The organism is uncultured Agrobacterium sp., assembly GCF_913777885.1.
Lineage (GTDB): Bacteria > Pseudomonadota > Alphaproteobacteria > Rhizobiales > Rhizobiaceae > Agrobacterium.
On the sequence record NZ_CAJYTV010000018.1, the window covers coordinates 228,736 to 255,265 of the forward strand.

General features: G+C 58.5%; 22 protein-coding genes. 9 read left to right on the forward strand and 13 right to left on the reverse strand.

What is annotated here, in order from left to right:
• Positions 1-71: 71 nt before the first annotated feature.
• A complete protein-coding gene (locus tag QZ869_RS17930; RefSeq protein ID WP_296106600.1) occupies positions 72-1,625 on the reverse strand; it encodes a peptidoglycan DD-metalloendopeptidase family protein in 1,554 nt (517 codons plus the stop codon).
• A gap of 369 nt (positions 1,626-1,994) precedes the next feature.
• Between QZ869_RS17930 and QZ869_RS17935 the strand changes: the two genes are divergently transcribed.
• From QZ869_RS17935 to QZ869_RS17965, 7 genes are all read left to right on the forward strand, one after another.
• Positions 1,995-2,930, forward strand: coding sequence for a LysR family transcriptional regulator (locus QZ869_RS17935; protein WP_296021953.1), 936 nt, complete (start codon positions 1,995-1,997; stop codon positions 2,928-2,930).
• A 136-nt stretch (positions 2,931-3,066) separates the two neighbouring features.
• Positions 3,067-3,546: a formate dehydrogenase subunit gamma gene (locus QZ869_RS17940; RefSeq protein WP_296106326.1), complete on the forward strand. Its 480-nt coding sequence runs from the start codon at positions 3,067-3,069 to the stop codon at positions 3,544-3,546.
• A complete protein-coding gene (locus tag QZ869_RS17945; RefSeq protein WP_296106327.1) occupies positions 3,543-5,099 on the forward strand; it encodes an NADH-quinone oxidoreductase subunit NuoF in 1,557 nt (518 codons plus the stop codon). The genes QZ869_RS17940 and QZ869_RS17945 overlap by 4 nt, the downstream gene beginning before the upstream one ends.
• 4 nt (positions 5,100-5,103) lie before the next feature.
• Entirely contained in the window at positions 5,104-7,986 is a 2,883-nt protein-coding gene (gene fdhF / locus QZ869_RS17950; RefSeq protein WP_296106328.1) for a formate dehydrogenase subunit alpha, read from the forward strand.
• A gap of 8 nt (positions 7,987-7,994) precedes the next feature.
• Positions 7,995-8,819 carry a formate dehydrogenase accessory sulfurtransferase FdhD gene (gene fdhD / locus QZ869_RS17955; RefSeq protein WP_296106331.1) on the forward strand — a complete coding sequence of 275 codons (825 nt, stop codon included), beginning with the start codon at positions 7,995-7,997 and terminating at the stop codon, positions 8,817-8,819.
• Positions 8,809-9,153 (forward strand): formate dehydrogenase subunit delta, encoded by a 345-nt coding sequence (locus QZ869_RS17960; protein WP_296106333.1) that lies wholly within the window; start codon positions 8,809-8,811, stop codon positions 9,151-9,153. The genes fdhD and QZ869_RS17960 overlap by 11 nt, the downstream gene beginning before the upstream one ends.
• Positions 9,154-9,326: 173 nt before the next feature.
• Positions 9,327-10,979 (forward strand): OFA family MFS transporter, encoded by a 1,653-nt coding sequence (locus tag QZ869_RS17965; RefSeq protein ID WP_296098359.1) that lies wholly within the window; start codon positions 9,327-9,329, stop codon positions 10,977-10,979.
• 160 nt (positions 10,980-11,139) lie between these two features.
• On the opposite strand, the gene QZ869_RS17970 is transcribed toward QZ869_RS17965, so the two are convergent.
• The 12 genes from QZ869_RS17970 to QZ869_RS18025 form a co-directional block, all read right to left on the reverse strand.
• Complete coding sequence (locus tag QZ869_RS17970; protein ID WP_296039469.1) at positions 11,140-11,793, reverse strand: protein-L-isoaspartate(D-aspartate) O-methyltransferase; 654 nt, start codon at positions 11,791-11,793, stop codon at positions 11,140-11,142.
• Positions 11,790-12,566: a 5'/3'-nucleotidase SurE gene (surE, locus tag QZ869_RS17975; RefSeq protein ID WP_296106335.1), complete on the reverse strand. Its 777-nt coding sequence runs from the start codon at positions 12,564-12,566 to the stop codon at positions 11,790-11,792. The genes QZ869_RS17970 and surE overlap by 4 nt, the downstream gene beginning before the upstream one ends.
• A 137-nt stretch (positions 12,567-12,703) precedes the next feature.
• Positions 12,704-13,987, reverse strand: coding sequence for a serine--tRNA ligase (gene serS / locus QZ869_RS17980; RefSeq protein ID WP_296085495.1), 1,284 nt, complete (start codon positions 13,985-13,987; stop codon positions 12,704-12,706).
• A gap of 96 nt (positions 13,988-14,083) precedes the next feature.
• Positions 14,084-14,896, reverse strand: a complete 813-nt coding sequence (gene tatC / locus QZ869_RS17985) for a twin-arginine translocase subunit TatC (RefSeq protein ID WP_296021930.1) — start codon at positions 14,894-14,896, stop codon at positions 14,084-14,086.
• Positions 14,893-15,714 carry a Sec-independent protein translocase protein TatB gene (gene tatB / locus QZ869_RS17990; protein WP_296106337.1) on the reverse strand — a complete coding sequence of 274 codons (822 nt, stop codon included), beginning with the start codon at positions 15,712-15,714 and terminating at the stop codon, positions 14,893-14,895. The genes tatC and tatB overlap by 4 nt, the downstream gene beginning before the upstream one ends.
• A gap of 89 nt (positions 15,715-15,803) precedes the next feature.
• Positions 15,804-16,016 carry a twin-arginine translocase TatA/TatE family subunit gene (locus tag QZ869_RS17995; RefSeq protein ID WP_296085497.1) on the reverse strand — a complete coding sequence of 71 codons (213 nt, stop codon included), beginning with the start codon at positions 16,014-16,016 and terminating at the stop codon, positions 15,804-15,806.
• A 159-nt stretch (positions 16,017-16,175) separates the two neighbouring features.
• Positions 16,176-16,907: an SMC-Scp complex subunit ScpB gene (gene scpB / locus QZ869_RS18000; protein ID WP_296022155.1), complete on the reverse strand. Its 732-nt coding sequence runs from the start codon at positions 16,905-16,907 to the stop codon at positions 16,176-16,178.
• Positions 16,897-17,742 (reverse strand): ScpA family protein, encoded by an 846-nt coding sequence (locus QZ869_RS18005; protein ID WP_296106339.1) that lies wholly within the window; start codon positions 17,740-17,742, stop codon positions 16,897-16,899. Before QZ869_RS18005 ends, scpB begins: the two co-directional genes overlap by 11 nt.
• A 46-nt stretch (positions 17,743-17,788) precedes the next feature.
• Positions 17,789-18,805: a beta-N-acetylhexosaminidase gene (gene nagZ / locus QZ869_RS18010; RefSeq protein WP_296106341.1), complete on the reverse strand. Its 1,017-nt coding sequence runs from the start codon at positions 18,803-18,805 to the stop codon at positions 17,789-17,791.
• A gap of 104 nt (positions 18,806-18,909) precedes the next feature.
• Positions 18,910-21,945: an SPOR domain-containing protein gene (locus QZ869_RS18015; RefSeq protein WP_296106343.1), complete on the reverse strand. Its 3,036-nt coding sequence runs from the start codon at positions 21,943-21,945 to the stop codon at positions 18,910-18,912.
• A gap of 67 nt (positions 21,946-22,012) precedes the next feature.
• On the reverse strand, positions 22,013-23,770 hold the full coding sequence (gene argS / locus QZ869_RS18020; protein WP_296106346.1) for an arginine--tRNA ligase: 1,758 nt from the start codon (positions 23,768-23,770) through the stop codon (positions 22,013-22,015).
• 63 nt (positions 23,771-23,833) lie between these two features.
• The gene (locus tag QZ869_RS18025) at positions 23,834-25,051 is read right to left on the reverse strand and encodes a deoxyguanosinetriphosphate triphosphohydrolase (protein WP_296106348.1); all 1,218 of its coding nucleotides are present in this window, start codon (positions 25,049-25,051) and stop codon (positions 23,834-23,836) included.
• A gap of 175 nt (positions 25,052-25,226) precedes the next feature.
• Between QZ869_RS18025 and erpA the strand changes: the two genes are divergently transcribed.
• Positions 25,227-25,556: an iron-sulfur cluster insertion protein ErpA gene (gene erpA, locus QZ869_RS18030; protein WP_296021921.1), complete on the forward strand. Its 330-nt coding sequence runs from the start codon at positions 25,227-25,229 to the stop codon at positions 25,554-25,556.
• An 80-nt stretch (positions 25,557-25,636) separates the two neighbouring features.
• Positions 25,637-26,431: an exodeoxyribonuclease III gene (gene xth / locus QZ869_RS18035; RefSeq protein ID WP_296106350.1), complete on the forward strand. Its 795-nt coding sequence runs from the start codon at positions 25,637-25,639 to the stop codon at positions 26,429-26,431.
• The last annotated feature ends 99 nt before the right edge of the window (positions 26,432-26,530 follow it).

Here is a 26,530-nt window from a genome sequence, read left to right on the forward strand (position 1 = left end):
AAACCTGACCGAAATGAAAAAGCCGGGCCTCACGACCCGGCTTTTCCTGTTACCTTGATACGCACATTACACTATTCAAGGAAAGAGGACGGGTTCACCGGCGTTGCATCCTTGCGGACTTCGAAGTGAACCTGTGGACGCTTGGCGCTGCCAGTCATGCCCGACGTCGCGATGGTCTGGCCACGCTGGACCTTCTGGCCGCGCTGAACGTCGAGGTTTGCGGCGTTGCCGTACACCGTCACCTTGCCGTCGTCGTGACGAACCAGAACCGTGTTGCCGAGCTGCTTCAGTCCGTTGCCGGCATAGATGACTACACCGTTTTCGGCAGCCTTGATCGGCGTACCTTCAGGCACGGAAATGTTGATGCCGTCATTACGATTGCCATCGACATTTTCGCCGAAGCCGGAGATGACGGCACCGCGAACCGGCCAGCGGTACTTGCCAATGCCTGTAGACTCCGGTGCAATCGAAGCGACGTCGGACTTCTTCTCGACATCGCTGACACTTGCTTCGGCAGCCGGCGCCTTTGGCGCTTCCGTCTTGGCAACTGGCGTTTCGACAGCCTTTGCAGCCGCTGCAGGCGCAGTTTCATGTGGTTTGACCGAAGCAGTCTTGATGCCGTCAGTTCCGGCAGATGGAATGGTCAGTGTCTGGCCAATTCGGATATTGCCGTCCGCCATGTTGTTGGCAGCCTTCAGATCGGCAACGGAGACGCCGTTTTCGCGGGCAATCTTGGCAATGCTGTCGCCCGGCTTGACCTTATAGCCACCGGTTGGCGGCAGTCCCTTGCCGCCTGGAGGTGTCAGCTTGCCGCTTTCAGCCGAAGCCTTGTCGCGCGCCGCCGTCTGCGCCGGCAGAACCGCAACATTCTGCTCAGGACCACGAGCCGGAGCCGGTGCGTTGTTCTTGCTCAGATCAATGTTGTCGGACGCAGCGCGCGCAGCGTTGCGTGGCTGACCGAAGCGTGGAATGACAATCGACTGACCGGGACGTGCGGCCGATGCCGTCTTAAGACCGTTTGCGTCGAGTAGCGCCTTTTCCGGAACGCCATAGCGTCTGGAAAGCGTGGCGATGGTTTCACCCGAGTTGAGCGTGACGGAAGATGCTCCCTCGGTATGCCAGCCGTTGCTATCGCGCTTGACGGTTCCTGTTGAAAGCGTGTCGGCGCCATTATTGGCCGGTACGCGTGCCGATGCCATGGATGGCGCACGGTTTGCGGTTGCAGACGGCAATGGCTGCGCCATGGCTTCGGTTCTCGTAGCCGGATCACGGCCTGCTGCTGAAGATGGGGCTGAAAGCTCAGCGCGCTGAACCGGCGCGGCGGACGATGCTGCGCGGGCCACCGATGGCTGAACCGAACCGTAACCGCCATTGGCAGCCGGATAGGGCTGGTTTGTGGCTGCGTTCTGGCTCCCATAACCGCCCTGCGGTGCGGTTGCATAACCGCCGCCATTCATATCCCCCTGTGGAACGGGGGCTTGGCCATAGGCACCGGCACCGTTTCGCTGGGGAATGGACGCGGTCGTCATCTGGTCCGTATTGTTGCTGGAAAAGAGTCCGGAGAAGCGTGTCGCATCCGAGCTGCAACCCGTTGCGACGCTTGCCAGCAATGCCGCTGCGAACATCTTTGCGATTGATTTTCCGATTTTAGGCGAATGACTCATACGCATGACTCGATCTACACTGACGCAAACGCCGCATCGGAATCGATCCGGCTCAACAAACTCTGCAAGGCCCCTCTTCCGAAACGGAAAAACCATGCGTCGATGGAGATGATTAAAGCGCGTTAGTGTTACCACGCCGTTAAAACGTTAAGCACTTCGCATATTTTTTGACACTTCGATAACCATGACGGAATGGGCGCATCAAAAACACGGCCTTGCTTCCGCCAATGATACCGGTAACGACAAGGCGGGTTCCTCCACCCATCGCCAGTTGACGACGGGCCATCGTCCACCCCAAATCCCCGCAGCGCGGTTGAAGGAGGAGCACTCATGATCGACAAGCTGGAATTTTTCATCGCGCTTGCCCGAGCCGGGCACTTCGGACGGGCCGCGGAAGAATGCGGGATTTCGCAGCCGACGCTTTCAGCAGCGATCCGACAGCTTGAGGATCATCTTGGCGTCGTTCTCGTCGTACGCGGGTCGCGCTACCAAGGCCTGACACCGGAGGGCCAGCGCGTTCTCGAGTGGGCGCGAAGGATCGTTGGCGATACACGCACCATGCGTGAAGAAATGCGCGCAGCAAGAAAAGGTCTTGCTGGACATATTAGAATTGCCGTCATCCCTACTGCGCTGGCCATGGTCCCGAGGTTGACGGAACCTTTTCAAGCGCGGCATCCCGACGTTACCTTCTCGGTAACCTCCCGTACCTCCTTGCAGGTTCTCAGCCAGCTTGAAAATCTCGATATAGATGCGGGAATCACCTATCTCGATAATGAGCCACTCGGTCGCGTGACGACGGTTCCTCTCTATTCAGAACGCTATCACCTGATCACCGCTGCTGGCACACCCTTGGCGGATCGCGAAGTCGTGACCTGGAAAGAGGTATCGGACCTTCGGCTTTGCCTATTGACCTCGGACATGCAGAACCGCCGCATTATCAATCAACACATGGCGGAAGCCGGCGCTCCGGTGAAGCCAACGCTCGAATCCAATTCAATGATCGTTCTCTTTTCTCACATACGAACAGGCAAATGGGCCTCGATCATGCCACGTAACGTAGCGGAATCATTTGGCTTTCCTGAACAAATCAGAATGATTCCGATTTCCGAGCCGGATGCCGAGCATCTTGTGGGCCTGGTTGCGACCCATCGGGAACCGCACACCCCCCTTGTCTCAGCGCTCCTGCACGAAGCAAGGTCGCGCGCTGCGGCATCCGCCTTTGATAGAAATTTTCTATCGATCGACGCGAAGGCGTTATTGACCTGATCCAGTCAATTTCGTCATCTTTGACGAGAGCCAATTTAACGGCTTGCGCATTTGCTTTCGGTCGTCGTTTACCGAAAGCGTGGGTTGGCAGAGTTTGAGGTTTCGCCAATCTTGCGTCGGTTTGGGAGGACTGACCATGAACATTCGAGCGGTTGCCGCTACTGAGGCAAGCCGGATATCAGAGATCATCGATCACTGTTGTCACTTGGAAGGGCCCATGCTGCCTATCCTGCATCTTGTGCAGGCGGAGTTCGGCTATATTCCAGAAAGCGCCAAGCAGTTGATCGCTTCCGCGCTGAACTTGTCGCGCGCCGAGGTCCATGGCGTCGTTACCTTCTACCACGATTTCCGCGATCAACCGGCAGGACGTCACAGCTTGAAGCTCTGTCGCGCCGAAGCCTGTCAGTCCATGGGCGGCGATCGGCTAGCCGAACGGGCGAAGGCAAAGCTCGGCCTCGACTGGCATGAGACTGCACCTGACGGCTCGGTCACGCTGGAACCGGTCTTCTGTTTAGGGCTCTGCGCCTCTGCTCCCGCAGCCATGCTGGATGGAGAACTTCATGGGCGATTGGACGAACACTGTCTGGACGACATCGTGGCGGAGGTGAGCAAATGACCATCACCGTTTTCGTTCCCCGCGATGCAGCGGCTCTCGCCGTCGGCGCCGACAAGGTCGCAGCAGCCATCGAGCGTGAAGCAGCCTCCCGTGGCACTTCGATCCGCGTCGTGCGTAATGGCTCACGCGGCATGCTCTGGCTGGAAGTACTTGTCGAGGTGGAGACCGACCAGGGCCGCGTGGCCTATGGGCCAATCAAGGCATCCGACGTTCCTTCTCTGTTCGAAGCGGGCTTCCTGGCGGGAGGTGCGCATGCACTTTGCCACGGCCTCACAGAAGAAATGCCCTTTCTGAAAAGCCAGACGAGGCTGACCTTCGCCCGTTGCGGCATCACCGATCCTTTGTCTCTGGATGATTATCGCCAGCATGGCGGCCTTCAGGGACTGGAAAAGGCCGTTGCGATGGCGCCTGCGGATATCGTCCGGCAGGTCACTGACAGCGGTTTGCGCGGACGCGGTGGCGCTGGCTTTCCGACAGGCATCAAATGGAAAACGGTCGCGGACGCCGCCGCCGATCAAAAGTACATCGTCTGCAACGCGGATGAGGGCGATAGCGGCACCTTCGCCGACCGGATGATTATGGAAGGCGATCCCTTCGTTCTCATCGAGGGCATGGTGATCGCCGGTATCGCGGTGGGTGCCACCAAAGGCTATATCTACACGCGCTCGGAATATCCGCATGGAATCGCTGTCATGGAAGAGGCGATCCGCATCGCCCGTAATGCCGGTATTCTCGGCGCTTGCGTGATGGGCTCGACCTATGCGTTCGACCTTGAAGTTCGCATGGGTGCGGGTGCATATGTCTGCGGCGAGGAAACCTCGCTTCTGAACAGTCTGGAAGGAAAGCGCGGCATCGTCCGTGCCAAGCCGCCGCTGCCTGCGCTTCAAGGACTGTTCGGCAAACCCACCGTCGTCAACAACGTTATGTCGCTGGCGTCCATTCCGGTGATCATGGATCGCGGTGCACAGTTTTATCGCGATTACGGCGTTGGCCGGTCTCATGGCACAATCCCGATCCAGCTTGCCGGAAACCTGAAACATGGCGGCCTCTACGAAACCGCCTTTGGCATGACGCTCGGCCAGCTCGTCAACGATATCGGTGGCGGAACTCTCTCCGGTCGTCCGGTCAAGGCAGTCCAGGTGGGCGGCCCGCTCGGGGCTTATTTTCCGCCATCGCTTTTCGACACCGTCTTTGACTATGAGGCCTTCACCGCCGCTGGCGGCCTGATCGGGCACGCGGGGATCGTCGTTTTCGACGAAAGTGTCGACATGCTCAACCAGGCGCGGTTCGCGATGGAATTCTGCGCGGTCGAGAGTTGCGGGAAATGCACGCCTTGTCGCATAGGCTCGACACGCGGTGTCGAAACTGCCGATAAGATCGCGCAAGGGATCGAGCCCGAAAAGAACCGCCAAATTTTAGCGGATCTCTGCAACACTATGAAGTTCGGCTCGCTTTGTGCGCTGGGCGGCTTCACCCCATATCCGGTGATGAGTGCGATGACGCACTTCCCGGAGGATTTCGCACCCACCCCACTTGTTGAAGCGGCGGAGTGATACAATGACCCTCGTTCCAGAAATCGACTATGGCACACCGGCTTCCAAATCCACCGAAATGGTGACGCTCACCATCGATGGCCGAGACATTACTGTGCCCGCTGGCACCTCCATCATGCGCGCTTCCATGGAAGCAGGCATTCAGGTGCCCAAACTCTGCGCCACAGATATGGTGGATGCTTTCGGCTCCTGCCGTCTCTGTCTGATCGAGGTGGAGGGCCGAAACGGCACCCCCGCCTCCTGCACCACGCCGGTTGCGCCAGGCCTCGTCGTCCACACCCAGACGGAGCGGCTGAAGCAGATCCGCAAGGGAGTGATGGAGCTTTACATCTCCGACCACCCGCTGGACTGCCTCACCTGCGCTGCCAATGGCGATTGCGAATTGCAGGATATGGCAGGCGCTGTCGGCCTTCGCGATGTGCGCTACGGCTATGAGGGCGACAACCACGTCAAGGCCCGTTCGACCGATGGAGCGATCAACGCGCAATGGATGCCGAAGGACGAGTCTAACCCCTACTTCACCTATGACCCGTCGAAATGTATCGTCTGCTCGCGTTGCGTTCGCGCCTGCGAAGACGTGCAGGGAACCTTCGCGCTGACCATCGAGGGCCGCGGCTTCGACAGCCGCGTTTCAGCCGGGGCGCATGAAGCCTTCCTCGATTCCGACTGTGTGTCGTGCGGTGCCTGCGTGCAGGCCTGTCCGACCGCGACACTGACCGAAAAGTCGGTGATCGCCATCGGTCAGCCGGAACATTCCGTGGTCACCACCTGCGCCTATTGCGGCGTCGGCTGCTCCTTCAAGGCGGAAATGCGCGGCGAAGAGCTGGTTCGCATGGTTCCATGGAAGGATGGCCAGGCAAACCGTGGCCATTCCTGCGTCAAGGGTCGATTTGCCTATGGTTATGCCAGCCACAAAGACCGCATCCTTAACCCTATGATCCGCGAGAAGATCTCCGATCCTTGGCGCGAAGTCACTTGGGAAGAGGCCTACGCGCATGTCGCATCCGAATTCCGTCGCATCCAGAACCGGTATGGCAAGGAATCGATCGGCGGCATCACCTCTTCTCGCTGCACCAATGAAGAAACCTATCTGGTTCAGAAGCTGATCCGCGCTGGCTTCGGCAACAACAACGTCGATACCTGTGCCCGCGTCTGCCATTCGCCAACCGGTTACGGCCTCGGTCAGGCCTTTGGCACCTCTGCCGGCACGCAGAATTTCGATAGCGTCGAGCATTCCGACGTGGTGCTGGTCATCGGCGCGAACCCCACGGATGGACACCCGGTCTTCGGCTCTCGGCTGAAGAAGCGGTTGCGCCAGGGCGCCAAGCTGATCGTCATCGATCCACGCCGCATCGACCTTGTGCGCACGCCGCATGTGGAAGCTGCCTTCCACCTTCCCCTCAAGCCCGGCACGAACGTTGCGGTGCTGACGTCGCTTGCGCATGTCATCATTACCGAAGGGCTTTTCGACGAATCCTTCATTCGCGAACGCTGCGACTGGTCTGAATTCGAGGACTGGGCAGCCTTTGTGTCGGAAGAGGAGCACAGCCCGGAAGAGACCGAAAAGTTCACCGGCGTTCCGGCGGCGGACCTGCGCGGCGCCGCACGGCTTTATGCGCGCGGCGGCAACGGCGCAATCTATTACGGCCTGGGCGTAACCGAGCACAGCCAAGGCTCCACCACTGTCATGGCGATTGCAAACCTTGCAATGGCGACCGGCAACATCGGTCGTCCGGGCGTTGGCGTGAACCCGCTACGCGGTCAAAACAACGTCCAAGGTTCGTGCGATATGGGCTCCTTCCCGCATGAGCTGCCGGGCTATCGGCACATTTCTGATGACGCGACGCGCGAAATCTTCGAGAAACTATGGGGTGTCACACTCAATAACGAACCCGGTCTGCGTATTCCAAACATGCTGGATGCCGCTGTCGAAGGCACCTTCAAGGGCCTCTATGTGCAGGGCGAAGACATCCTCCAGTCGGACCCGGATACCAAGCACGTATCCGCGGGACTGGCTGCCATGGAATGCGTTGTGGTGCATGATCTGTTCCTGAACGAAACCGCCAACTACGCGCATGTCTTCCTGCCGGGATCGACGTTCCTTGAAAAAGACGGCACCTTCACCAATGCCGAACGCCGCATCAACCGCGTGCGCAAGGTCATGAGCCCGAAGAACGGCTATTCGGACTGGGAAGTGACGCAGAAACTCGCGCAGGCGATGGGGCTGGACTGGAATTATACTCATCCGTCTCAGATCATGGATGAAATCGCGGCGACGACGCCAAGCTTTGCGAGCGTTTCCTACGATTATCTGGAGAAGCACGGCTCCGTTCAGTGGCCTTGCAACGAAAAATTCCCGCTCGGCTCGCCCATCATGCACATCGATGGCTTCGTGCGCGGTAAAGGCAAGTTCATCCGCACGGAATATGTGGCGACCGACGAGCGCACGGGGCCACGCTTCCCGCTGCTGCTGACAACGGGCCGCATCCTGTCGCAGTACAATGTCGGTGCGCAGACACGGCGGACCGAGAACGTCGTCTGGCACGAAGAAGACCGGCTGGAAATCCACCCGCATGATGCGGAGCAGCGCGGCATCAACGATGGTGACTGGATCAAGCTTGCAAGCCGGTCGGGCGATACGACGCTGCGCGCGCTGATCACCGATCGTGTGTCGCCGGGTGTGGTCTATACGACGTTCCATCACCCCGACACTCAGGCCAATGTCATCACCACCGACTTCTCCGACTGGGCAACCAACTGTCCGGAGTACAAGGTAACGGCGGTCCAGGTCTCGCCCTCTAACGGTCCGACGCAATGGCAGGAGGAATATGAAGAGCTGTCCCGCCAGTCCCGCCGTATCGTTGCGAAACTGGACGCTGCGGAGTAGGACGGGGGATGCAGCGAACCCCCAGCAGAACGATCGAAGAGTGGCGCTTCCGGCAGGGACGGATCGAGGCGGGTCACCGCATTGTTCCGGAAGAAGTGCCGATCGCTTTTTCCTACGGCGGCTCCACGCACGCCGTGATGATGGCAACGCCTGCGGATCTTGTCGACTTCGCATATGGCTTCTCGCTGGCCGAAGAGATCGTAACCTCGGCGCAGGATATTCTGGAGGTGGAGCTAGTCGAGGCTGGGCGCGGGATCGACGTGCAGATCACGTTGCGGGACGCGACTGCCGATGCGCTTGTAGCGCGCCGTAGGCGTATGGCTGGACCAGTCGGCTGTGGCTTGTGCGGCATTGAGTCGATCGACCAGGCAACCCGCTCTGTCAGAACGGTAAACGACCCAGCATCGCGCTGGCAGCCGCGACAGGTCAGCGAGGCCATCCGCATGCTGGCAGACGGGCAGAGCCTCAATCGCGAGACTCGCGCCGTTCACGGCGCGGGTTTTTACCGACCGGAAGGCGGCATTGTCGCCATTCGTGAGGATGTCGGGCGGCACAATGCTCTGGACAAGCTGTCCGGCGCGATCCTTCGATCGGGGCTGTCTCCACTCGAAGGTATTGTAGTGGTTACGAGTCGTCTTTCCGTGGAGATGGTTCAGAAAACGGCTCTCCTCGGCTGCCCTGTTCTGGTCGCGATTTCGGCGCCGACGGCGCTCGCCATTGAGACAGCAGACGGATCCGGGATCAGCCTCATCGGCATTGCACGCGCCGATGAATTTGAAGTGTTTACCAGACCCGATCGTCTGGCATCGGGGGAGACCAGTCATGTCGCTTAGTCACACAGATGAAAAACTCGTTCGCATGGCGAACCAGATTGCCACCTTCTTCCTCTCGCAGCCACAGGACGTGCAGGTGGACGGTGTCGCCACTCATATCAACAAATTCTGGGAGCCGCGCATGCGGCGGCGTTTCTTCGAGATGATCGATGGCAGCCACGAAGGATTTCTGCCGCTGGTTTTGACCGCAGCCAAACAGATCAAGCGTCCAGAAGATTCGACGTCGCAGGCAGTCGGACTTGGTTCAGATGCTGCAAGGGGCGCGCCGGGTGGAAAGGGAGTAGTGGCGGGAGAGTCGCTGTCGGAGCCCAGCATTCCACCAAGTGGAGCATGAGAGTGAAGGGCATCGTCACCGGGTCCACCTACTGTCACAATGCCGTTGAAAAACAAATGGAGACCACTGGCTCTCCGATTTCTCACAGATTTTCAATTCATTGATTGTCGCTCATTGCATTTGAGCGACCATCATTAGAGTAGTCCTGACATTCCAAGAGGGAGGTATTGTCGATGGCAGTTACAGGCGTAAGCGGAGGAGGCATGGCGGGGACCGGTCTTCTCGATCGAGAGCGAATCATCGCCAAACCCGGATTCAATCGTTGGCTGGTTCCGCCCGCCGCACTGGCCATTCACCTGTGCATCGGTATGGCCTACGGCTTCAGCGTATTCTGGCTCCCCTTGTCGAAGGCTCTTCCCGCCACAGATCCAAGCTGCTCGAGCTTGACGCTGATCGGTGCCCTCTTCACGACTGCCTGTAACTGGCGCGTGGCAGATCTTGGGTGGATTTACACTCTGTTCTTCGTTCTCTTGGGCTGCTCTGCGGCCATCTGGGGCGGTTGGCTGGAGCGTGTCGGCCCGCGCAAAGCCGGCTTCGTTTCCGCGTGCTGCTGGTGCGGCGGTATTCTCGTCGCGGCGATCGGTGTCATGACCCATCAGTTGTGGTTGATGTGGCTCGGTGCAGGTGTCATCGGTGGCGTGGGCCTCGGCCTTGGCTATATTTCGCCCGTATCGACGCTGATCAAGTGGTTCCCGGACAGGCGCGGCATGGCGACGGGCATGGCCATCATGGGATTTGGCGGCGGCGCGATGATCGGCGCTCCACTCGCCAACCTGCTGATGGGCCATTTCAAGACCGATACGACCGTTGGCGTCTGGCAGACGTTCGTCGTCATGGCGCTGATCTACTTCGTCTTCATGATGGCCGGTGCTTTTGGATACCGCATCCCACCCGCTGGCTGGCGCCCGGAAGGCTGGACGCCGCCTGCTTCCAAAAGCGCGATGATCACCACGCGCCACGTGCATCTGCGTGACGCCCACAAAACCAAGCAGTTCTGGCTAATCTGGGCGGTTCTTTGCCTCAACGTCTCTGCTGGCATTGGCGTGATTGGCATGGCTTCTCCCATGCTGCAGGAAATCTTCGCCGGTTCTCTCATCGGAGCGCCAGGTGTCGCCTTCGCAGACCTCGATGCAGCGCAAAAGGCACAGATTGCGGCGATCGCAGCTGGCTTCACCGGGCTTTTATCGCTCTTCAACATTGGTGGCCGTTTCTTCTGGGCCTCGATGTCAGACAAGATTGGCAGAAAGAACACTTACTTCTGCTTCTTCATTCTGGGCATCGTGCTTTATGCGCTTGCACCGACGCTTGCGCTGATGGGCTCGAAGGCTCTCTTCGTCCTTGCCTTCGGTATCATCCTGTCCATGTATGGCGGTGGTTTCGCCACCATCCCGGCCTATCTCGCGGATATCTTCGGCACACAGTTTGTCGGCGCCATCCATGGTCGCCTGCTGACGGCTTGGGCAACGGCTGGTATCGTTGGTCCCGTCGTGGTCAACTACATCCGTGAGGCACAGATCGCCGCGGGTGTCGCACCGGGCCCTGCTCTCTACACCAGCACGATGTATATCCTAGCCGGCATGCTGGCGCTCGGCCTCATCGCCAACGCCTTCGTCAAGCCACTCTCCGACAAGTGGTTCATGTCAGACGAGGAAGTTGCCTCGCTTCAGGCAAAGACCGCAGCTGCCAATGCCGGCCCTACAGGCTCCTTCGGCATCGGCAAAGGCGGTTTCGATGGTAAGGCGGCTCTCGCCTGGGCCGCAGTCGGCCTCCCGCTCCTGTGGGGTGTATGGGTTACCCTGAAGAGCAGCTTCGCGCTCTTCGGGTAAGTGCAGCAAGACAGGTCAAAGATCATCGGGAGCCGGTGTAAGCCGGCTCTTTTTTAGCCACTCTGAAGTGATCTGGGCGTGTCGCGACCTTGAGCTTCGCTCATACGCTTTGATCGGATGATGTCACCCCAAACCGCTGCACAGTTTCACGCGACAGGCTCTAAAGATAGGTTGCGATGTGGGATTCGATTGGCAGGAAGGGTGTTTCAAAAAGCTCTTCGCGCTCGAAGCGACTGCCGGTCTTTGAAAAGCGGGTCATCACGCAGCGCCCATCTTCAAGGATGATCGGGGCAATCATCATACCGCCGGACACGATCTGCTCAGTGAAGAAGCGCGGCATGGCGGAAAAGGCGGCGGTGGAAACGATGCGGTCAAAGGTTCCCTCACCCACAAGACCGTTCGAGCCATCGGCCTGACGGATGACCACATTGCGGATGCTGAGATCGTCCATCCGATTCTGTGCCGCTTGAACCAGCGTTTTGTATCGCTCCACGGAGAGTACACGTTCCGCACGTCGCCCAAGGACCGCGGTCATGAAGCCGCTACCCGTGCCGATTTCAAGCACACGCTGGCCGGGCTTCACCTGGAGCCGGGCGATGATCTTCACCGCCATATCGGCGCCTTCCATGAAGGCTCCGCAGTCGATGGGGATTGTGCGGCTGGAATAGGCGTCTGCGGCGAGAGGCGCCGGCACGAAGAGGGAGCGAGGCGTCTGCTCGACCGCCGTCAGAAGATCGAGGTCGGAAATGCCCGCGGCCCGCAGTCTGAGGACAAGCGCGGCGAAGCCTTCTTTCTCCACCATGGGGGATTTCAATCGTTTGCTCCGAATCCAAGTGCCTTGGCGATCCGATCCTTGACCGAGTAGTCGGTAAGGTCAAGCTTGAGGGGGGTTACCGAAATCTTGTTGTGCTTGACGGCATGGATATCGGTGCCCTCCATGAAGGTACCGAGGCGTTCGCCGAAACGCAGCCAGTAATAGGGTAGACCACGGCCATCATGGCGCTCCTCCACCATCAAGCCAAAGTCGAGCTTGCCTTGTCCCGTTACGCTGACACCTTGGACGTCTTCGGGTCCGCAGTTTGGGAAGTTGAGATTGACAAAGGTACCATCCGGTAGATCGACCTGGCTCAACTTGCGAATGAGATCCGGCGCGTAGGATTCGGCAACCTCCCAGGGAACGACCCGCTCGGCTGTACCCGTATAGGCGTAGGCTTGGCTCAGCGCAAAAGAGCGGACACCCTGAAGCGTGCCTTCGATCGCACCAGCAATCGTTCCCGAATAGGTCACGTCGTCGGCCATATTAGCGCCGGAATTGACACCGGAGAGAACCAGATCTGGCTTACCGGGAAGAACTTCACGGATGCCCATGATAACGCAATCGGTCGGCGTGCCGCGTACCGCGTAATGCTTGTCCGATATCTTGCGCAAGCGAAGCGGCTCGGAGAGCGTCAGTGAATGGGCAAGACCGCTCTGATCGGTTTCCGGCGCAACGATCCACACATCGTCAGACAGCGTGCGGGCGATGCGCTCCAGCGCGGCCAGACCCTCCGCGTGGATGCCATCATCATTCGTCAGTAAAATCCGCATGATCTTCTCCCTCATCGCTTCGTCCCGTGCCACCACCGCGCCAGCAACCGCTCAACCGGAAGGCAGGCCGAGCGGGTACACTCCTCATGGTAGAGGTGACTTTCCGCGCCGGTGACGCGGAGAGTAGAATTCAGAACTCAGGCTGCCTTCTCGATTCGCTTCAAACCGCCCATGTAAGGCAGCAAAACGTCCGGAATGGTGACCGAGCCATCTTCGTTCACATAGTTTTCCAGAACCGCGATCAGGCAACGTCCGACGGCGGTACCCGAGCCGTTCAATGTGTGAACGAACGTCGTGGCCTTGTCGCCCTTGCCGCGATAGCGCGCATCCATGCGTCGTGCCTGGAAATCGCCGCAGACGGAGCAGGACGAGATTTCGCGATAGGTGTTCTGGCCGGGCAGCCAGACCTCGAGATCGTAGGTCTTGCGCGCGCCAAAGCCCATATCACCGGTGCAGAGCGTCATCGTGCGGAAATGCAGGCCCAGACGCTTCAGCACTTCTTCGGCACATGCCGTCATGCGCTCATGCTCTTCAATCGAGCTTTCAGCATCGGTAATCGACACAAGTTCGCACTTCCAGAACTGGTGCTGGCGCAGCATGCCGCGGGTGTCGCGACCGGCGGAACCTGCCTCCGAGCGGAAAGAAGGCGTCAACGCCGTGAAACGAAGCGGTAGCTTTTCCTGTTCGAGAATTTCACCGGCAACCAAATTGGTCAGCGTCACTTCCGCGGTCGGAATGAGGTATCGTCCGTCCGTCGTCTTGAACAGGTCTTCCTCGAACTTGGGCAGATTGCCCGTTCCATACAGCGTTTCAGCACGCACCATAAGCGGCGAGGAGACTTCCGTATAACCGTGTTCGCTGGTGTGCAGGTCAATCATGAATTGACCGAGCGCACGTTCCAGCCGGGCAATCTGGCTGGTTAGCACGGTGAAGCGCGAGCCCGAAAGCTTGGCAGCACGATCGAAATCCATGTAGCCCAGGGCTTCACCGATCTCGAAATGCTCCCTCGCCTGGTGGTTCCAACCGGGTTTCTGGCCAACGACGCGCGTCACGACATTGTCGTTCTCATCCTTGCCGACCGGTACATCGTCCAGCGGAATATTGGGAATGCGCGAGAGGGCATCGTTGAGCTGACCGGTAACCTGACGGTCTTCCTCTTCCAGCTTCGGCATGCTGTCTTTGATGTCAGCGACCTCGCCCTTCAGCTTCTCAGCCAGTTCAGCATTCTTCTGCGCCATGGCAGCGCCGATCTCCTTCGAGGCGGCGTTTCGACGGGACTGCATGTCCTGCAAGGTCTGGATGACGGAGCGGCGCTTCTCGTCGAGCGCAATCAGGCCCGCGGACTGAGGTTCGGCTCCGCGCTTGGCAAGCGCAGCATCGAAGGCTTCAGGGTTTTCGCGTATCCATTTAATATCGTGCATCGTCGTTCCAGACCGTGGTTTTTGCGTCTTGGCTTGTTGGAAAACAAAACGCCGGGACAAATGACCCGGCGTCTGGAGAAAAGCGTTCAAGAACCGTTAGACCTCTTCGGGGCCTTCAAGCTCCCGTCCAGCAACTTCGGCAGCGCGCTTCTTCTCCACGAGTCGAGCCATATAGATTGAAACCTCGTAGAGAAGGATCGCCGGCAAGGCAAGACCGATCTGGGACATGGGATCGGGCGGGGTCAGAACGGCAGCGACGATGAAGGCGGCGACGATCGCAAACTTGCGCTTTTCTCTCAGCCAGTCGCTGGTCAGCAATCCAACGCGTGCCAGAAGCGTGGTGACGACCGGTAACTGGAACACAAGCCCAAAGGAGAGAACGAGCGTCATGATGAGGCTCAGATACTCAGACACCTTCGGCATCAGCGAAATAGCCACCTCGCCATCTTGCGGCAATTGCTGCATGGCAAGGAAGAACCACATCACCATAGGCGTGAAGAAGAAATAAACGAGAGCGGCGCCGAGGAGGAACAGCAGTGGAGAAGCGATAAGGAACGGCAAAAAGGCCGCGCGCTCATTCTTGTAGAGGCCGGGTGCCACGAACTTGTAGAGCTGTGACGCAACCACAGGGAAGGAAATCACCATGGCGCCGAACATGGCGACCTTGATCTGGGTGAAGAAAAATTCCTGCGGAGCCGTGTAGATCAGCGAGGATTTCGCAACATCCAGACCGGCCCAGATGACCGCCCACTTGTACGGAATAACGAGTAGATTGAAGAGATGCTTGGCAATGGCGAAGCATGCGAGGAAAGCGATGAAAAACGCGCCGAGCGACCATATGAGCCGGGTGCGCAGTTCCATGAGGTGTTCGATAAGCGGCTGCGGCTTATCCTCGGTATCCTCACTCATGCTTCATCCTTCTTGGCCTTGGCGGTCCGGGTCTTTTTCAACGGCGTTTCTGCGGCGACGTCATCGGATCTGGCGCTTTCGATTTTCGCCTTTGTGACGCCCTGCTTCTTCGGCGTTACGGTCCTTGTCGTTTTCGATTTTGCCGCCGTTGCAGCCATCTCTGTAAGTGCCGGTGTAATGGCGGGTTCGGCTTCCATGTCAGCGATGGAGGCAACCTTCGGCTTCTTTGCATCAGCCTTGGCGGCTATGGTGCGAGACGCACGTTTCGGTTTTGCGGCAACCGTTTCCGCCTCGACTTCCTGAGCAGACTTGGCGGATGCCTTCCGATTGCGCTTGGGCTTCTCGGCGATGGAATTCGCCGTCACCGTTGCATCTGTGGCGATCGAACTGGTGGTGCCGGATGCTGTCGCAGGATACAGGGCGGAAGGTGGCGTATCCGGCAACCTCATTTCGGGCTCGGACAGCGTAACCGCAGGTGCATCGACCGGAGCGCTGGTTGCAGGTCCAGATGGTGGCGTTGCAGCATTCTGCAGGTCGGAGCGGATGTCATTGCCGAGCTGGCGCAGCGGGTTCATCGCATCGCGCAGAGAATTGGTCGGGTTGAGATTGCGGACATCGGCGATCGTCTGGCGCACATCGTCCATGTCGGCCTCTTTCATGGCCTCATCGAACTGAGCGCGGAAATCCCCCGCCATCTTGCGGAAACCGGCCATCGTCTTGCCAAAGGCACGGATCATGGGTGGCAAGTCTTTCGGGCCAACAACCACGATCAGGACGATCGCGATCACCAGCAACTCGCTCCAGCCGATATCAAACATCAAAAAGCTCCCGACACGCGCACCGACGCGCCATGATCCTCAAGGCGCGAAGACCAGGGTGACGACGTTTCCGTCCCACCCCGCGTCAATTACTTGATCTCGTCAGCCTTATGATCAACCGTCTTGGCATTGACGTTGGTATCGGAAGGCTGAGGCGTGGCATCGTCATCGGCCATGCCTTTCTTGAAGCTCTTGATGCCCTTGGCGACGTCACCCATCAATTCGGGAATTTTGCCCCGGCCGAAAAGCACTAGCACAATCACCAGAACGATCAGCCAGTGCCAAACACTAAAAGAACCCATGACGCAAACTCCCTGAATTTTGCTTTGCAACGATGTAAGACGTTTGCAGGGCTTTTTCAAACGACAAAATGGCTATTCAACAAAGTAAGCGAACCGCAAATGCTGTGATGCCGCAGCACGCCGACACATCTGCGTGATCACTATGCTGTTGCAACAAAATCAATCATCTGGATCGCCGCCACTCGGTGCAAGCAGGCCAAGCTCCTCTAGATCGAGCTGCGTGATCGGGTCTTCGTCCTCGGTCAGTTCGTCGCTCATGGAGGGAATCGGAATTCCGAAATTCGGAGGAACGCGACCGGACAAGAGGCCTGCGCCCTTTAGCTCATCGAGACCCGGAAGGTCTCGCAACTCCTCGAGGCCGAAATGATCGAGAAATTCGACGGTCGTTCCCATCGTAACCGGACGCCCAGGCGTGCGGCGACGGCCGCGAAAACGCACCCAACCTGCTTCCATCAAAACGTCCAGCGTTCCACGCGATGTTTGGACACCGCGGATATCTTCGATTTCAGCGCGCGTGACAGGCTGATGATAAGCGATGATCGCAAGCACTTCCAAAGCAGCCCGGGATAGCTTCTTCGGCTCCTTCTCATCGATATGTATGACGAAGGACAGATCACCAGCCGTGCGAAACGCCCAGTTGCCGCCCACCTGCACAAGATTGACGCCGCGTGTTGCGTAAACCTGCTTCAACCGGTTCATCAGAGGTGGCACATCGACACCGCGCGGGATACGCTCAGCGATGAACGCTTCCGACACGGGTTGCGCCGAGGCGAACACCAAGGCTTCGGCAATGCGTTCCGCCTCGGCTTCAAGACGCTGCGAGACCGAGCCGCCCCTAATCTCTGCTGTGTCTTCAGCGACGTCGTTTTCTTGGTCGGCTTCATTCGGCATCATCGGCCCTTTCAGAACGTTCCTTCGCTCTAACCGAGCCTTTACGCATGAAAATCGGTTGAAACGCGCCATCCTGGCGAATTTCCAGTGACCCGTCCCGCACAAGTTCCAACGACGCTGCGAATGCGCTTGCAATGGCGGTGGCGCGCATAGAGGGATCGGGCACATATTGCAGGAGATACCGATCGAGTTCCGTCCATTCTCCGATCTCACCCAAGATCGAGGTGAGCAACTCTCGGGCCTCGACAAGCGACCAGACTTGGCGTTTCTCGATCGTGACCTGGGTGATGGCCTGACGTTGGCGAAGCGTTGCATAGGCGCTCAAGAGGTCATAGAGGCTCGCCTCAAACGCAGAGCGGCTACGGTGGGGGATATGCTCGGGCGCACCACGAGCGAAGATATCGCGCCCAAGCTGATCTCGGCTCACCAGCCTCTCGGCAGCGTCTCGCATGGCCTCCAGTCGCTTGAGCCTGAAAGCAAGGGTCGCGGCCATTTCTTCGCCGCTCGGCCCTTCATCCTTGCTTTGCTGGGGGATGAGAAGCTTGGACTTGAGAAAAGCGAGCCACGCCGCCATGACCAGATAATCGGCTGCAAGCTCGATACGCACCCTCCGGGCGCTTTCGACAAATTGCAGATATTGCTCCGCCAGCGCCAGAACCGAGATGCGGGAGAGATCGACCTTCTGGACGCGGGCAAGATGCAGAAGCAGATCGAGCGGGCCTTCAAAGCCCGCCACATCGATCATCAATGCCGCCTCGCCTGTTGCGCGCTCCGGCTTCACATCCTGCCAGAGCTTGTCCATCGGCGTATTGCCGCGCGATCTTTCTGCTGCCATGGTTCTCTTCGCCGGACCTTTCGCTGACGCTCCGGCCGGCGGTGCATCAGGCAACCGCAAGCATCGCGTTGAACTCTTCTCTCAAGCTTGTCTCATCGGCATCGTCCGGCTTCGGGAAGCCCATTTCCACGGCTTTGGCACGCTCGAGAGACCGGCCCGAAAGGACAGGAACTTCCTTCACGACCTGCAGCATTTCACTCATCACGCCGTTGCAATGCAAGACCATATCGCAACCGCCAGAAATAATATTGGCGGCACGTTCGCCGAGCGTACCCTTGAGTGCATTCATGGAACTGTCGTCGGACATCAGCAGTCCGTCAAAGCCGATTCGCCCACGAATGATTTCCTGGATGACTTTCTCTGACGTGGTTGCGGGGCGCTCGGGGTCGACTGCCTTGAACACGAGATGCGCGCTCATTCCCATCAGTTCCTGATTGAGAGCACGGAAGGGTACGAAATCATGTGTTTCGAGATCGTCGAGAGCAACGTCAACGACCGGCAGTTCGTGATGGGAATCTACCATACCGCGTCCATGACCTGGCATATGCTTCATGACCGGCAGCATTCCACCTGCTTTCAAACCATCGGCGGCCGCCTGCCCCATTTCGGTTACCATCGTCGGATCGAACCCGTATGCACGGTTACCGATAACGTTGCTCGCGCCTTCCACCGGTACATCGAGAACGGGCAAGCAATCGACGGTAATGCCGAAGCGCGTCAGGTCGAAAGCATGCAGGCGCGACATCAGCCATGCTGCACGCAGACCTTTATCCCGATCGCGCGCGTAGATCTCGCCGAGCGCCTGTGCATTGGGATAAGACTGGAGAATTGGTGGACGAATGCGCTGAACGCGTCCCCCCTCCTGATCTATCAGCACGGGCGCGTCGGGCCGTCCCACTGCATCACGCATGGAGGCAACCAGATCGGTGATCTGCTGCGCATCATCAATATTGCGACCAAAAAGAATGAAGCCCCAAGGTTGCTCTGCCTTGTACAGGGCGATTTCCTCCGCGGTCAGCGTCAGGCCGCTACAGCCAAGGATCATAGCTTTCGATTGGGTCATGATGTCGGTCCTGTGCATGAGGTCGAGTTAGAGCGTGGGATATTCTTATAAAAAAAGCCGGGACGGCAAGACCGTCCCGGCTTTCGAGTACTAAAGCGTCGCTCTCACCGCGCGATGAGGCAGCTGCCGCCAGCAGAGCGGAAGCGTTCGCACAATGCAGCAGCTTCGTTCTTGTCACCAGCGGGAATACGAACGCGGTAGAATGTTCCCTTTCCGGCGATTTCTGCGGCCTTGATGTCCACACCTCGTCCGCCGATCACGGAACCGAACTTCGCAGACATGTTCTGATAGGACTTCTGCGCCTCTGCCTGGCTCGGCAGCGATGCGATCTGGATGAAGTAGCCACCGGAAGACGGCGTGCTGGTCGCGGCAGCAGGCGTAGATGTCGCCTGCGGCGCAGGCTGCGGCTGAGACGCCGGACGAACATTGCCCTGGTTCGTTACGGTCGCGACAACGTTGGCTGGCTGGCTGGCCGGGCGGGAGCCAGGCAGCGGTGCCGCAGTTTGCGACGGCTGGGCAGTGGCAGGGCGCGCTGTCGTTTGCGTCGAAGCGGGCTGCTCCGGCGTAACGGGAACGCGCGATGCGGAAACCACCGCAGGTGCGTCTTCCGCAGCCTGTCCGGCAGTTGGCGCCGCCAGCTGCTCAACCTTGTCCTGCTGCGGCGCTGCGGTCGCTGGAGCAGGCACTTCCTGAGCAACGAGAGTACCGTCCGGCTTGACGATCATGGTGCGCACCTTGCGCGGAGACACATTCACACCACCATGACCGGCGTTATCGGCAGCCTGCGCATTATCGTTGCGAGACAGCAGACGCGGATCTTCGGTTTCGCCGACGGGCGTGGATGTACCACCCTGCATCTGGTCGGCCTCGTCTTCCATCGGAAGTTCGGGGATCAGCGTGCGCTGAACGACATCCACAGGTTCTTCGTTGGTCGAAATCAGCGATGGCTGCTTGGGATCTGACGGTGCAGCACCGGCGACGCGATCATAGACCGCCTTGTCCTGGTTCGGGACCACACGGCCACCAGGATTTTCAGGAACCACCTTGGTCGGCTCGCTATCGGCGGAGATGATCACCGGCGCGCCATTTGAACCGGAGTGGGACGCACCGCCACCGATCAAGGCGTAAGTGCCGCCACCGATGAGGATTAGACCGACGGCAGCAGCCACCGGTACGAACCAGCGGCGTGCGCCACCCTCGCGGCTGTCATCCGAATAGCGAACCTCGGCGGGAGACGCATCGTCTCTAGACTGCGAGCCAGCGCGGCCTTCCGCCGCTTCCTGCATGCTTCGGCGAAAGTCTTCTTCCAGCGCACGCTCGAACTCATCCACCTCTTCAGGCGTTGGCTGAGCCTGTTGCACCTGACGGGGCGCGCCATTCTTGTGGCGATCAAGACCGCCTGAAGTTGGCGTTGCAAAGAGCGATGCAAGCTCGGTGTCGAGATCGAGATCCTCTTCTTGACGGCGGGCAACAGGTTTTGGTTCGAAAACGCCGACGGGAAGTTCGGGAACGTCCATCTCCGTAATGGTTTCAGGCGCATCCTCCGTCTCACCGATCTGCGTCGGATCGAAAGGAAGTCCTTCCAGAGACGCGGCGGTAACGACAGCGGCCGGAGCCGGAGGTCGGCGCTCCTCGTAGCGCGTCTGTTCAACCACGGGCTGCGGCTGCGAACGGGTAGCAACGGGTGGCGTGACGCTTGGTGCCGCGACCAGCTTCGGTGCCACGGTAGCCTGCATAACAGGCGCCGTCTGGGCGACTGGTGCAGGCTGGACGGCAGCAGGTTTAGCGACCGCTGGCTTGGCGACCACTGGCTTGGCAACAGGTGCGGGTGCAACATTTATATTGCTGATTTCGGAGAGGTCGATATCGAAATCGATATCCTCAAGCGCAAGCTCGAAATCGGCATCATTGAAGGCATCGAATTCATCGGCCACCGGCGTCTCTACTGCTGGCGCAACAGGCGGCTTGACGACCTGCGCAGTAGCAGCGCGTGCAACAGACGCAGGCGTGGCAACAACACCCTGCTGTGAAGCGACCGGCTTGGGTGCTGCAACGGGCGTTTCGAAGACAGGTTCCGCACGGACCGGCGCCACGGGCGGTGCGTCAGGCTGCGCTTTTAAGACAGGCGCGACAGACGACAAGACAGGCGTTGCTGTCGCAACCGGCTCCATCCTCGCAACAGGTGCGGCAGCGTTCACGCTCTTATTGCTGATCTCATAGCGCGCCACGTCGGAAATGAGTTCATCCATTGCCGACAGCTTATGTCCGGCAGGAGAAGGCATCACAACATCATCGGCAACAGGCTTGGCAGATTCAAGGACAGGTGCAGTAGCGGTAGCAGGCTTGGCTGCAACTGGGGTTGCGCGTGGAGCGCCGAAGTTCGCCAGCGGAAGGCGCAGGCTCGAGAAGTCGAGCGAAGATTTGCGCAACGATGGAGCTGCTGGCTGAACTGGCGTAGAAACGTCGTCCGAAACGGAGAGCTCCAGTTCGCTTGCGAGATCGATCGCAGTTTCACCGGACGTCTCGGCCATCAGCTCCCAATTGGGCTGCTGTAGCTGAGCCGGCTGTTCGTACGCGCGAGGTTCGGGCGCAGCGGCGATGGGTGCCGCCGCGATCTCTGCTTGCGCCACATGGGAAGGCTCTTCAACCTGCGTAACCGTATCGCGGCGCGTAACATCAAAAACTGCAGCAACCGAATGCGGATCGTCGCTAAAATCGTCTCTCAGATCTGAATGCGGTGCGGACTCACGATGCTCGGCAATAAGATAGTCTTCGCGATCGACAGGAACCTGCTGCGCGACCGGCTCTAGCTCCGGCTCGCGGCGAGAAAAAACCGATTCCACACGCTGCATGAATTCGCTGGCTGGAACGGGTGAGCGAACATCGTTGGCAGCATCCAGTGCGATGGGCTCATGACGCGGCGCATCGTAGACGGCAAACTCACGAAGCAGCTCATCTTCCAGGTTGAATTCGGGTTCCCGACGCACAGACGACGCGGCAGCGCTCCGCGCGGCCGGCGGCGCGACATGGGAAGAACGATCCTCTTGCGCACCAAGGCGCGCCAATTGGGCCAGAGGATCGTTGTCAGCGAATTCCTGCGACCGAGAGTCTCGGTTAAACGCGACATTTTTTTCGACCATTACGTGTTCCACCATCTACGCATCACAGCACTTGCCAGCGTATTGTGAGCAAATAATGGTGAGGATGTCATCGCATCTCGTCAGGCGCGTCCGCTCCCAAAAGCGTCAATCCGGACTTCAGCACATTCGCGACAGCACTCACCAGCCCTAGTCTGGCAACGCTCAATTCTCGGTTTTTATCGTTAACAAAACGTAATTCCGGCTGATCTTTACCCTTGTTCCAGTGTCCGTGGAAGGAGCTAGCCAGATCATAGAGGTAAAATGCCAGGCGATGCGGCTCATGATTCTGTGCCGCGGACTCGATCAGACGCGGATACTCCGCCAGCTTTGCGATCAACTGCAACTCATTGACATCGTTAATCAAAACCGATCCGGAAGAGAGATCGGAAAGGTCCAGATCCAACCCCGGAAAAGCCTCGTTCGCCTGCCGGAAAACCGACTTGCAACGGGCATGAGCATATTGCACATAAAATACCGGATTGTCTTTAGATTGCTCGGTTACCTTGGCAAAATCGAAGTCCAAGGGCTCCGAATTCTTCCGGTAGAGCATCATGAATCGCACCGGATCGCGTCCGACTTCGTCGACGACGTCCCGCAATGTGACAAAATCGCCGGAGCGTTTCGACATCTTCACCGGCTCGCCATCACGGAAAAGCTTGACCAACTGGCACAGCAAAACGGTCAGTTTCGCTTTGCCTTCCGACACCGCCCGCGCCACCGCTTCCAGACGCTTGACGTAACCACCATGGTCTGCGCCCAGAACGTAGATCATCTCGGAGAAGCCGCGATCGTACTTATCCTTGAAGTACGCCACATCGGCTGCAAAGTAGGTGTAGGTGCCGTCCGACTTCATCAGCGGACGGTCCATGTCGTCACCAACTTCGGTGGAGCGGAAAAGCGTCTGCTCGCGGTCTTCCCAATCTTCGGAAACCTCACCCTTGGGCGGCGGTAGCGTGCCCTTGTAGACATGGCCCTTGAAGGTGAGGTCGTTGATCGCAGACAGAATGGGACCGGCATTGCCAGCATGCAGGGTCCGCTCGGAATAGAAGACGTCGTGCTTGACGTTGAGAGCTGCCAGATCCTCACGGATCATCGCCATCATTGCATCGATCGCCTTGTCCTTGACGATCGGCAACCACTGCTCCTCAGGCATGGCGCGCAGCTTGATACCGAACTCATTGGCAAGCGCCTGACCGACGGGAACGAGATAATCGCCCGGATAAAGACCTGGCGGGATGGTGCCAACATCCTCACCGAGCGCTTCGCGGTAACGCAAGAAGACTGACTTCGCCAGAACATCGATCTGCGAACCGGCGTCGTTGATGTAGTATTCCTTGATGACGTCGTAGCCCGCGAATGCAAGCACATTTGCAAGCGTATCGCCAACCACAGCACCGCGGCAGTGACCGACATGCATCGGACCTGTTGGATTGGCGGATACATACTCAACGTTAATTTTCTTGCCCGCACCGACTGTGGACCGGCCAAAATCCAGACCCTGCGAGATCATGCCAGCCAAGAGGCGCTGCCAGTAGCCAACCGAAACGCGGATATTGATGAAGCCGGGGCCCGCCACATTGACGCTATCGACATCGGCATCCTGTTCAAGTGCCGGCACGATCAGCTCAGCCAGCGCGCGCGGGTTCGTGCCAAGCGGCTTGGCCAGCACCATTGCCGCGTTGGTCGCGACATCGCCATGGCTTGGATCGCGTGGAGATTCCACGGTGATACGGCCAAAATCGACAGCATCGCGATTGGCTTTGACGAGATCGATCGTCTCGAGAGCTTTTTTGATTCGTGCGTCAAAATCGGCAAAAAGGTTCATGGTCATCTACCTTCGCGAAGGGCTTTCAGTCATCCGGGTATCGGCTTCGCAATCGCGCGCTGCCTATCGCAAATCGGGTGTATGGTCAAACAGCCGCTGATGCGTCCTGAGCGCATAGCTATCGGTCATGCCTGCCAGATAATCGCCCACATGGCGCGCCCTTGCGGCTTCCGTCATGCCGGGAATGCTGTCCACCCAGTAGTGACTCTGCATCTCGGCCGGCGTTTCCATATAGCGATGGAAAAGGTCGGTAACGATCTGTGTCGCGCCTGCGCGAATACGCATGATATCCGGGTGGCGATAGATATGCCCGAAGAGCAGCTTCTTGATCTGCTTGTCGGTCTCGGCCATGGCCGGCGAAAAGGTCGCGACGGTGCGGTCGGCGGCGCGAATATCGGCAGCATTCTTCGGTTTCAGGAGATCGAGGTTGTGCTGCGCCACACCAATCACATCTTCCACCATCCGCGTAATCTGGCGGCGCATGATTTCATGCGCGAAACGATCATCATCGAGCGACGGATACTTTGCACGAACCTCAGCCATGAGGCCGGAAAGGAACGGCACGTCCTCCAGCATATCAAAGGTCAGATAACCTGCGCGCAGACCATCGTCGATATCATGTGTATTATAGGCGATGTCATCGGCGATGGCGGCGACCTGGGCCTCCAGGCTGGCGAAGGTGCCGATCTCCAGATCCTGAAGCTGGCAATATTCGAGGATCGGCAATGGCACCGGACCATGCGTCCCCTCACCCGCCGCAGTCAACAGCGGGCCATTGTGCTTCACCAGACCTTCCAGCGTTTCCCAAGTCAGATTGATACCGTCATACTCGGCATAGCGCCGCTCAAGCTTGGTGACGATGCGCAGCGACTGGGCATTGTGATCGAAACCGCCATAGGGCTTCAGAACTGCATCCAGCGCATCTTCGCCGGTATGGCCAAATGGCGTGTGCCCGAAGTCATGTACGAGCGCCACGCCTTCAGCCAGATCCTCATCCAGTTTCAGTGCGCGAGCAAGCGCGCGGGCGATCTGCGCCACTTCGATCGTGTGGGTCAGACGCGTGCGATAATGATCGCCATCGGGGCTGATGAACACCTGCGTCTTGTGTTTCAGTCGTCGAAAAGCGGTGGTGTGAACGATGCGGTCGCGATCGCGCTGGAATTCCGAGCGTGTCAAACTGGATGTTTCGGGAAACAGGCGTCCGCGAGTCGTCCATGGATCGGCGGCGTAAACCGCTCTTTCTCCGCTCCCAAAACCCAACGCACGCTGATCGATAATCATGTCTGTCCTGCCATCGGCCCATTGACCTTTTACATTGCTCTTCATACCTATCGCGAAGGTTGCCGCAAAGCGGGTTTGCGATCGTTAAGCCTATAGACGGTGAATTTGACTGGTTTATAATCGGTCTTACACAGAACTTTGCTCGCCGGTTCTTGACCCCGGTTGGAGAAACGACATGACCACGGACGTTACACTCTCTGAATCCGCCGCAAAACGAATCGCCCAGATCGTTTCGGCTGAAGCGGGAAAACAGGCACTTCGCGTCTCCGTCGAAGGCGGCGGCTGTTCCGGCTTCTCCTATAAGTTTGACCTGGATGGCGCGCCGACCGAAGATGACATCGTTATCTCGCGCGGGGATGCGAAGGTCCTGATCGACAGTATGTCGCTCGTCTACATGGCAGGTTCGGAAATCGATTTCGTCGACAATCTGCTGGGCCAGTCCTTCCAGATCAAGAACCCCAACGCGGTTGCCAGCTGTGGCTGCGGCACCAGCTTCTCGATCTAAGCTTGCTTTTGAAACAGTGAAAACCGATGGCATTCGCCGTCTCATGGGGTAAAACAGGTCCAAAGAAAATGGAGCCTGCGATGAAGATTGCCACCTGGAACATCAACGGCGTCAAGGCGCGCATCGAAAACCTCTGCGAATGGCTGAAGGATTCGTCGCCCGACATTGCCTGCCTCCAGGAAATCAAATCGGTCGACGAAAACTTCCCGCGTTTGGAGATCGAAGCACTTGGATACCATGTGGAAACGCACGGCCAGAAAGGTTTTAACGGCGTTGCCCTTCTATCGAAGATGCGCCCGGATGAGGTCAATCGCGGTTTGCCAGGCGACGATGGCGATGAACAGGCGCGCTTCATCGAAGGGGTGTTCTCCATACAAGGCGGCGTAATCAGGGTCTGCTCGCTCTATCTGCCGAATGGCAACCCGCCTGACGACCCGGTGAAATATCCTTACAAGCTGGCATGGATGGAACGGCTTCGCCGCTTTGCCGAGGAACGTCTGCAATTGGAAGAACCGTTGATCCTTGCAGGTGACTACAACGTTATCCCCGAGCCATTCGATTGTTATGACCCACGAGCTTGGGAAGGTGATGCACTATTCCTGCCGCAGACTCGCGCGGCTTTCAGAAGTCTGGAAAACCTCGGCCTCACCGATGCCACCCGCGCCACATCCGACGAGGCCGGTCTCTACACATTCTGGGATTACCAAGCGGGCGCTTGGCAGAAGAACAATGGCATCCGCATCGATCATTTGATGTTGTCATCGGAAGCGGCAGACAGGCTTCAATCGGTCTCGATTGAGAAACATGCCCGCGCCTGGGAAAAACCATCCGACCATGTGCCAGTCTCAGGTTATTTCGACTTTCAGCCAGCCTGAAGGCTGACGACCCAGTAATCCGCGGCTAACACATAAGCTTGGTAAGAAAGCCCGACGAGTGCATGTAACGCGTTGGCCGTGGCAGCGCCTGTCCGTTGT

Bases quoted from the DNA above. Each gene is read 5' to 3' on its own strand.
- QZ869_RS17930 (WP_296106600.1), bottom strand. From the start codon at position 1,625: ATGTTCGCAGCGGCATTGCTGGCAAGCGTCGCAACGGGTTGCAGCTCG.
- QZ869_RS17935 (WP_296021953.1), top strand. From the start codon at position 1,995: ATGATCGACAAGCTGGAATTTTTCATCGCGCTTGCCCGAGCCGGGCAC.
- QZ869_RS17940 (WP_296106326.1), top strand. From the start codon at position 3,067: ATGAACATTCGAGCGGTTGCCGCTACTGAGGCAAGCCGGATATCAGAG.
- QZ869_RS17945 (WP_296106327.1), top strand. From the start codon at position 3,543: ATGACCATCACCGTTTTCGTTCCCCGCGATGCAGCGGCTCTCGCCGTC.
- fdhF (WP_296106328.1), top strand. From the start codon at position 5,104: ATGACCCTCGTTCCAGAAATCGACTATGGCACACCGGCTTCCAAATCC.
- fdhD (WP_296106331.1), top strand. From the start codon at position 7,995: ATGCAGCGAACCCCCAGCAGAACGATCGAAGAGTGGCGCTTCCGGCAG.
- QZ869_RS17960 (WP_296106333.1), top strand. From the start codon at position 8,809: ATGTCGCTTAGTCACACAGATGAAAAACTCGTTCGCATGGCGAACCAG.
- QZ869_RS17965 (WP_296098359.1), top strand. From the start codon at position 9,327: ATGGCAGTTACAGGCGTAAGCGGAGGAGGCATGGCGGGGACCGGTCTT.
- surE (WP_296106335.1), bottom strand. From the start codon at position 12,566: ATGCGGATTTTACTGACGAATGATGATGGCATCCACGCGGAGGGTCTG.
- serS (WP_296085495.1), bottom strand. From the start codon at position 13,987: ATGCACGATATTAAATGGATACGCGAAAACCCTGAAGCCTTCGATGCT.
- tatC (WP_296021930.1), bottom strand. From the start codon at position 14,896: ATGAGTGAGGATACCGAGGATAAGCCGCAGCCGCTTATCGAACACCTC.
- tatB (WP_296106337.1), bottom strand. From the start codon at position 15,714: ATGTTTGATATCGGCTGGAGCGAGTTGCTGGTGATCGCGATCGTCCTG.
- QZ869_RS17995 (WP_296085497.1), bottom strand. From the start codon at position 16,016: ATGGGTTCTTTTAGTGTTTGGCACTGGCTGATCGTTCTGGTGATTGTG.
- scpB (WP_296022155.1), bottom strand. From the start codon at position 16,907: ATGCCGAATGAAGCCGACCAAGAAAACGACGTCGCTGAAGACACAGCA.
- QZ869_RS18005 (WP_296106339.1), bottom strand. From the start codon at position 17,742: ATGGCAGCAGAAAGATCGCGCGGCAATACGCCGATGGACAAGCTCTGG.
- nagZ (WP_296106341.1), bottom strand. From the start codon at position 18,805: ATGACCCAATCGAAAGCTATGATCCTTGGCTGTAGCGGCCTGACGCTG.
- QZ869_RS18015 (WP_296106343.1), bottom strand. From the start codon at position 21,945: ATGGTCGAAAAAAATGTCGCGTTTAACCGAGACTCTCGGTCGCAGGAA.
- argS (WP_296106346.1), bottom strand. From the start codon at position 23,770: ATGAACCTTTTTGCCGATTTTGACGCACGAATCAAAAAAGCTCTCGAG.
- QZ869_RS18025 (WP_296106348.1), bottom strand. From the start codon at position 25,051: ATGATTATCGATCAGCGTGCGTTGGGTTTTGGGAGCGGAGAAAGAGCG.
- erpA (WP_296021921.1), top strand. From the start codon at position 25,227: ATGACCACGGACGTTACACTCTCTGAATCCGCCGCAAAACGAATCGCC.
- xth (WP_296106350.1), top strand. From the start codon at position 25,637: ATGAAGATTGCCACCTGGAACATCAACGGCGTCAAGGCGCGCATCGAA.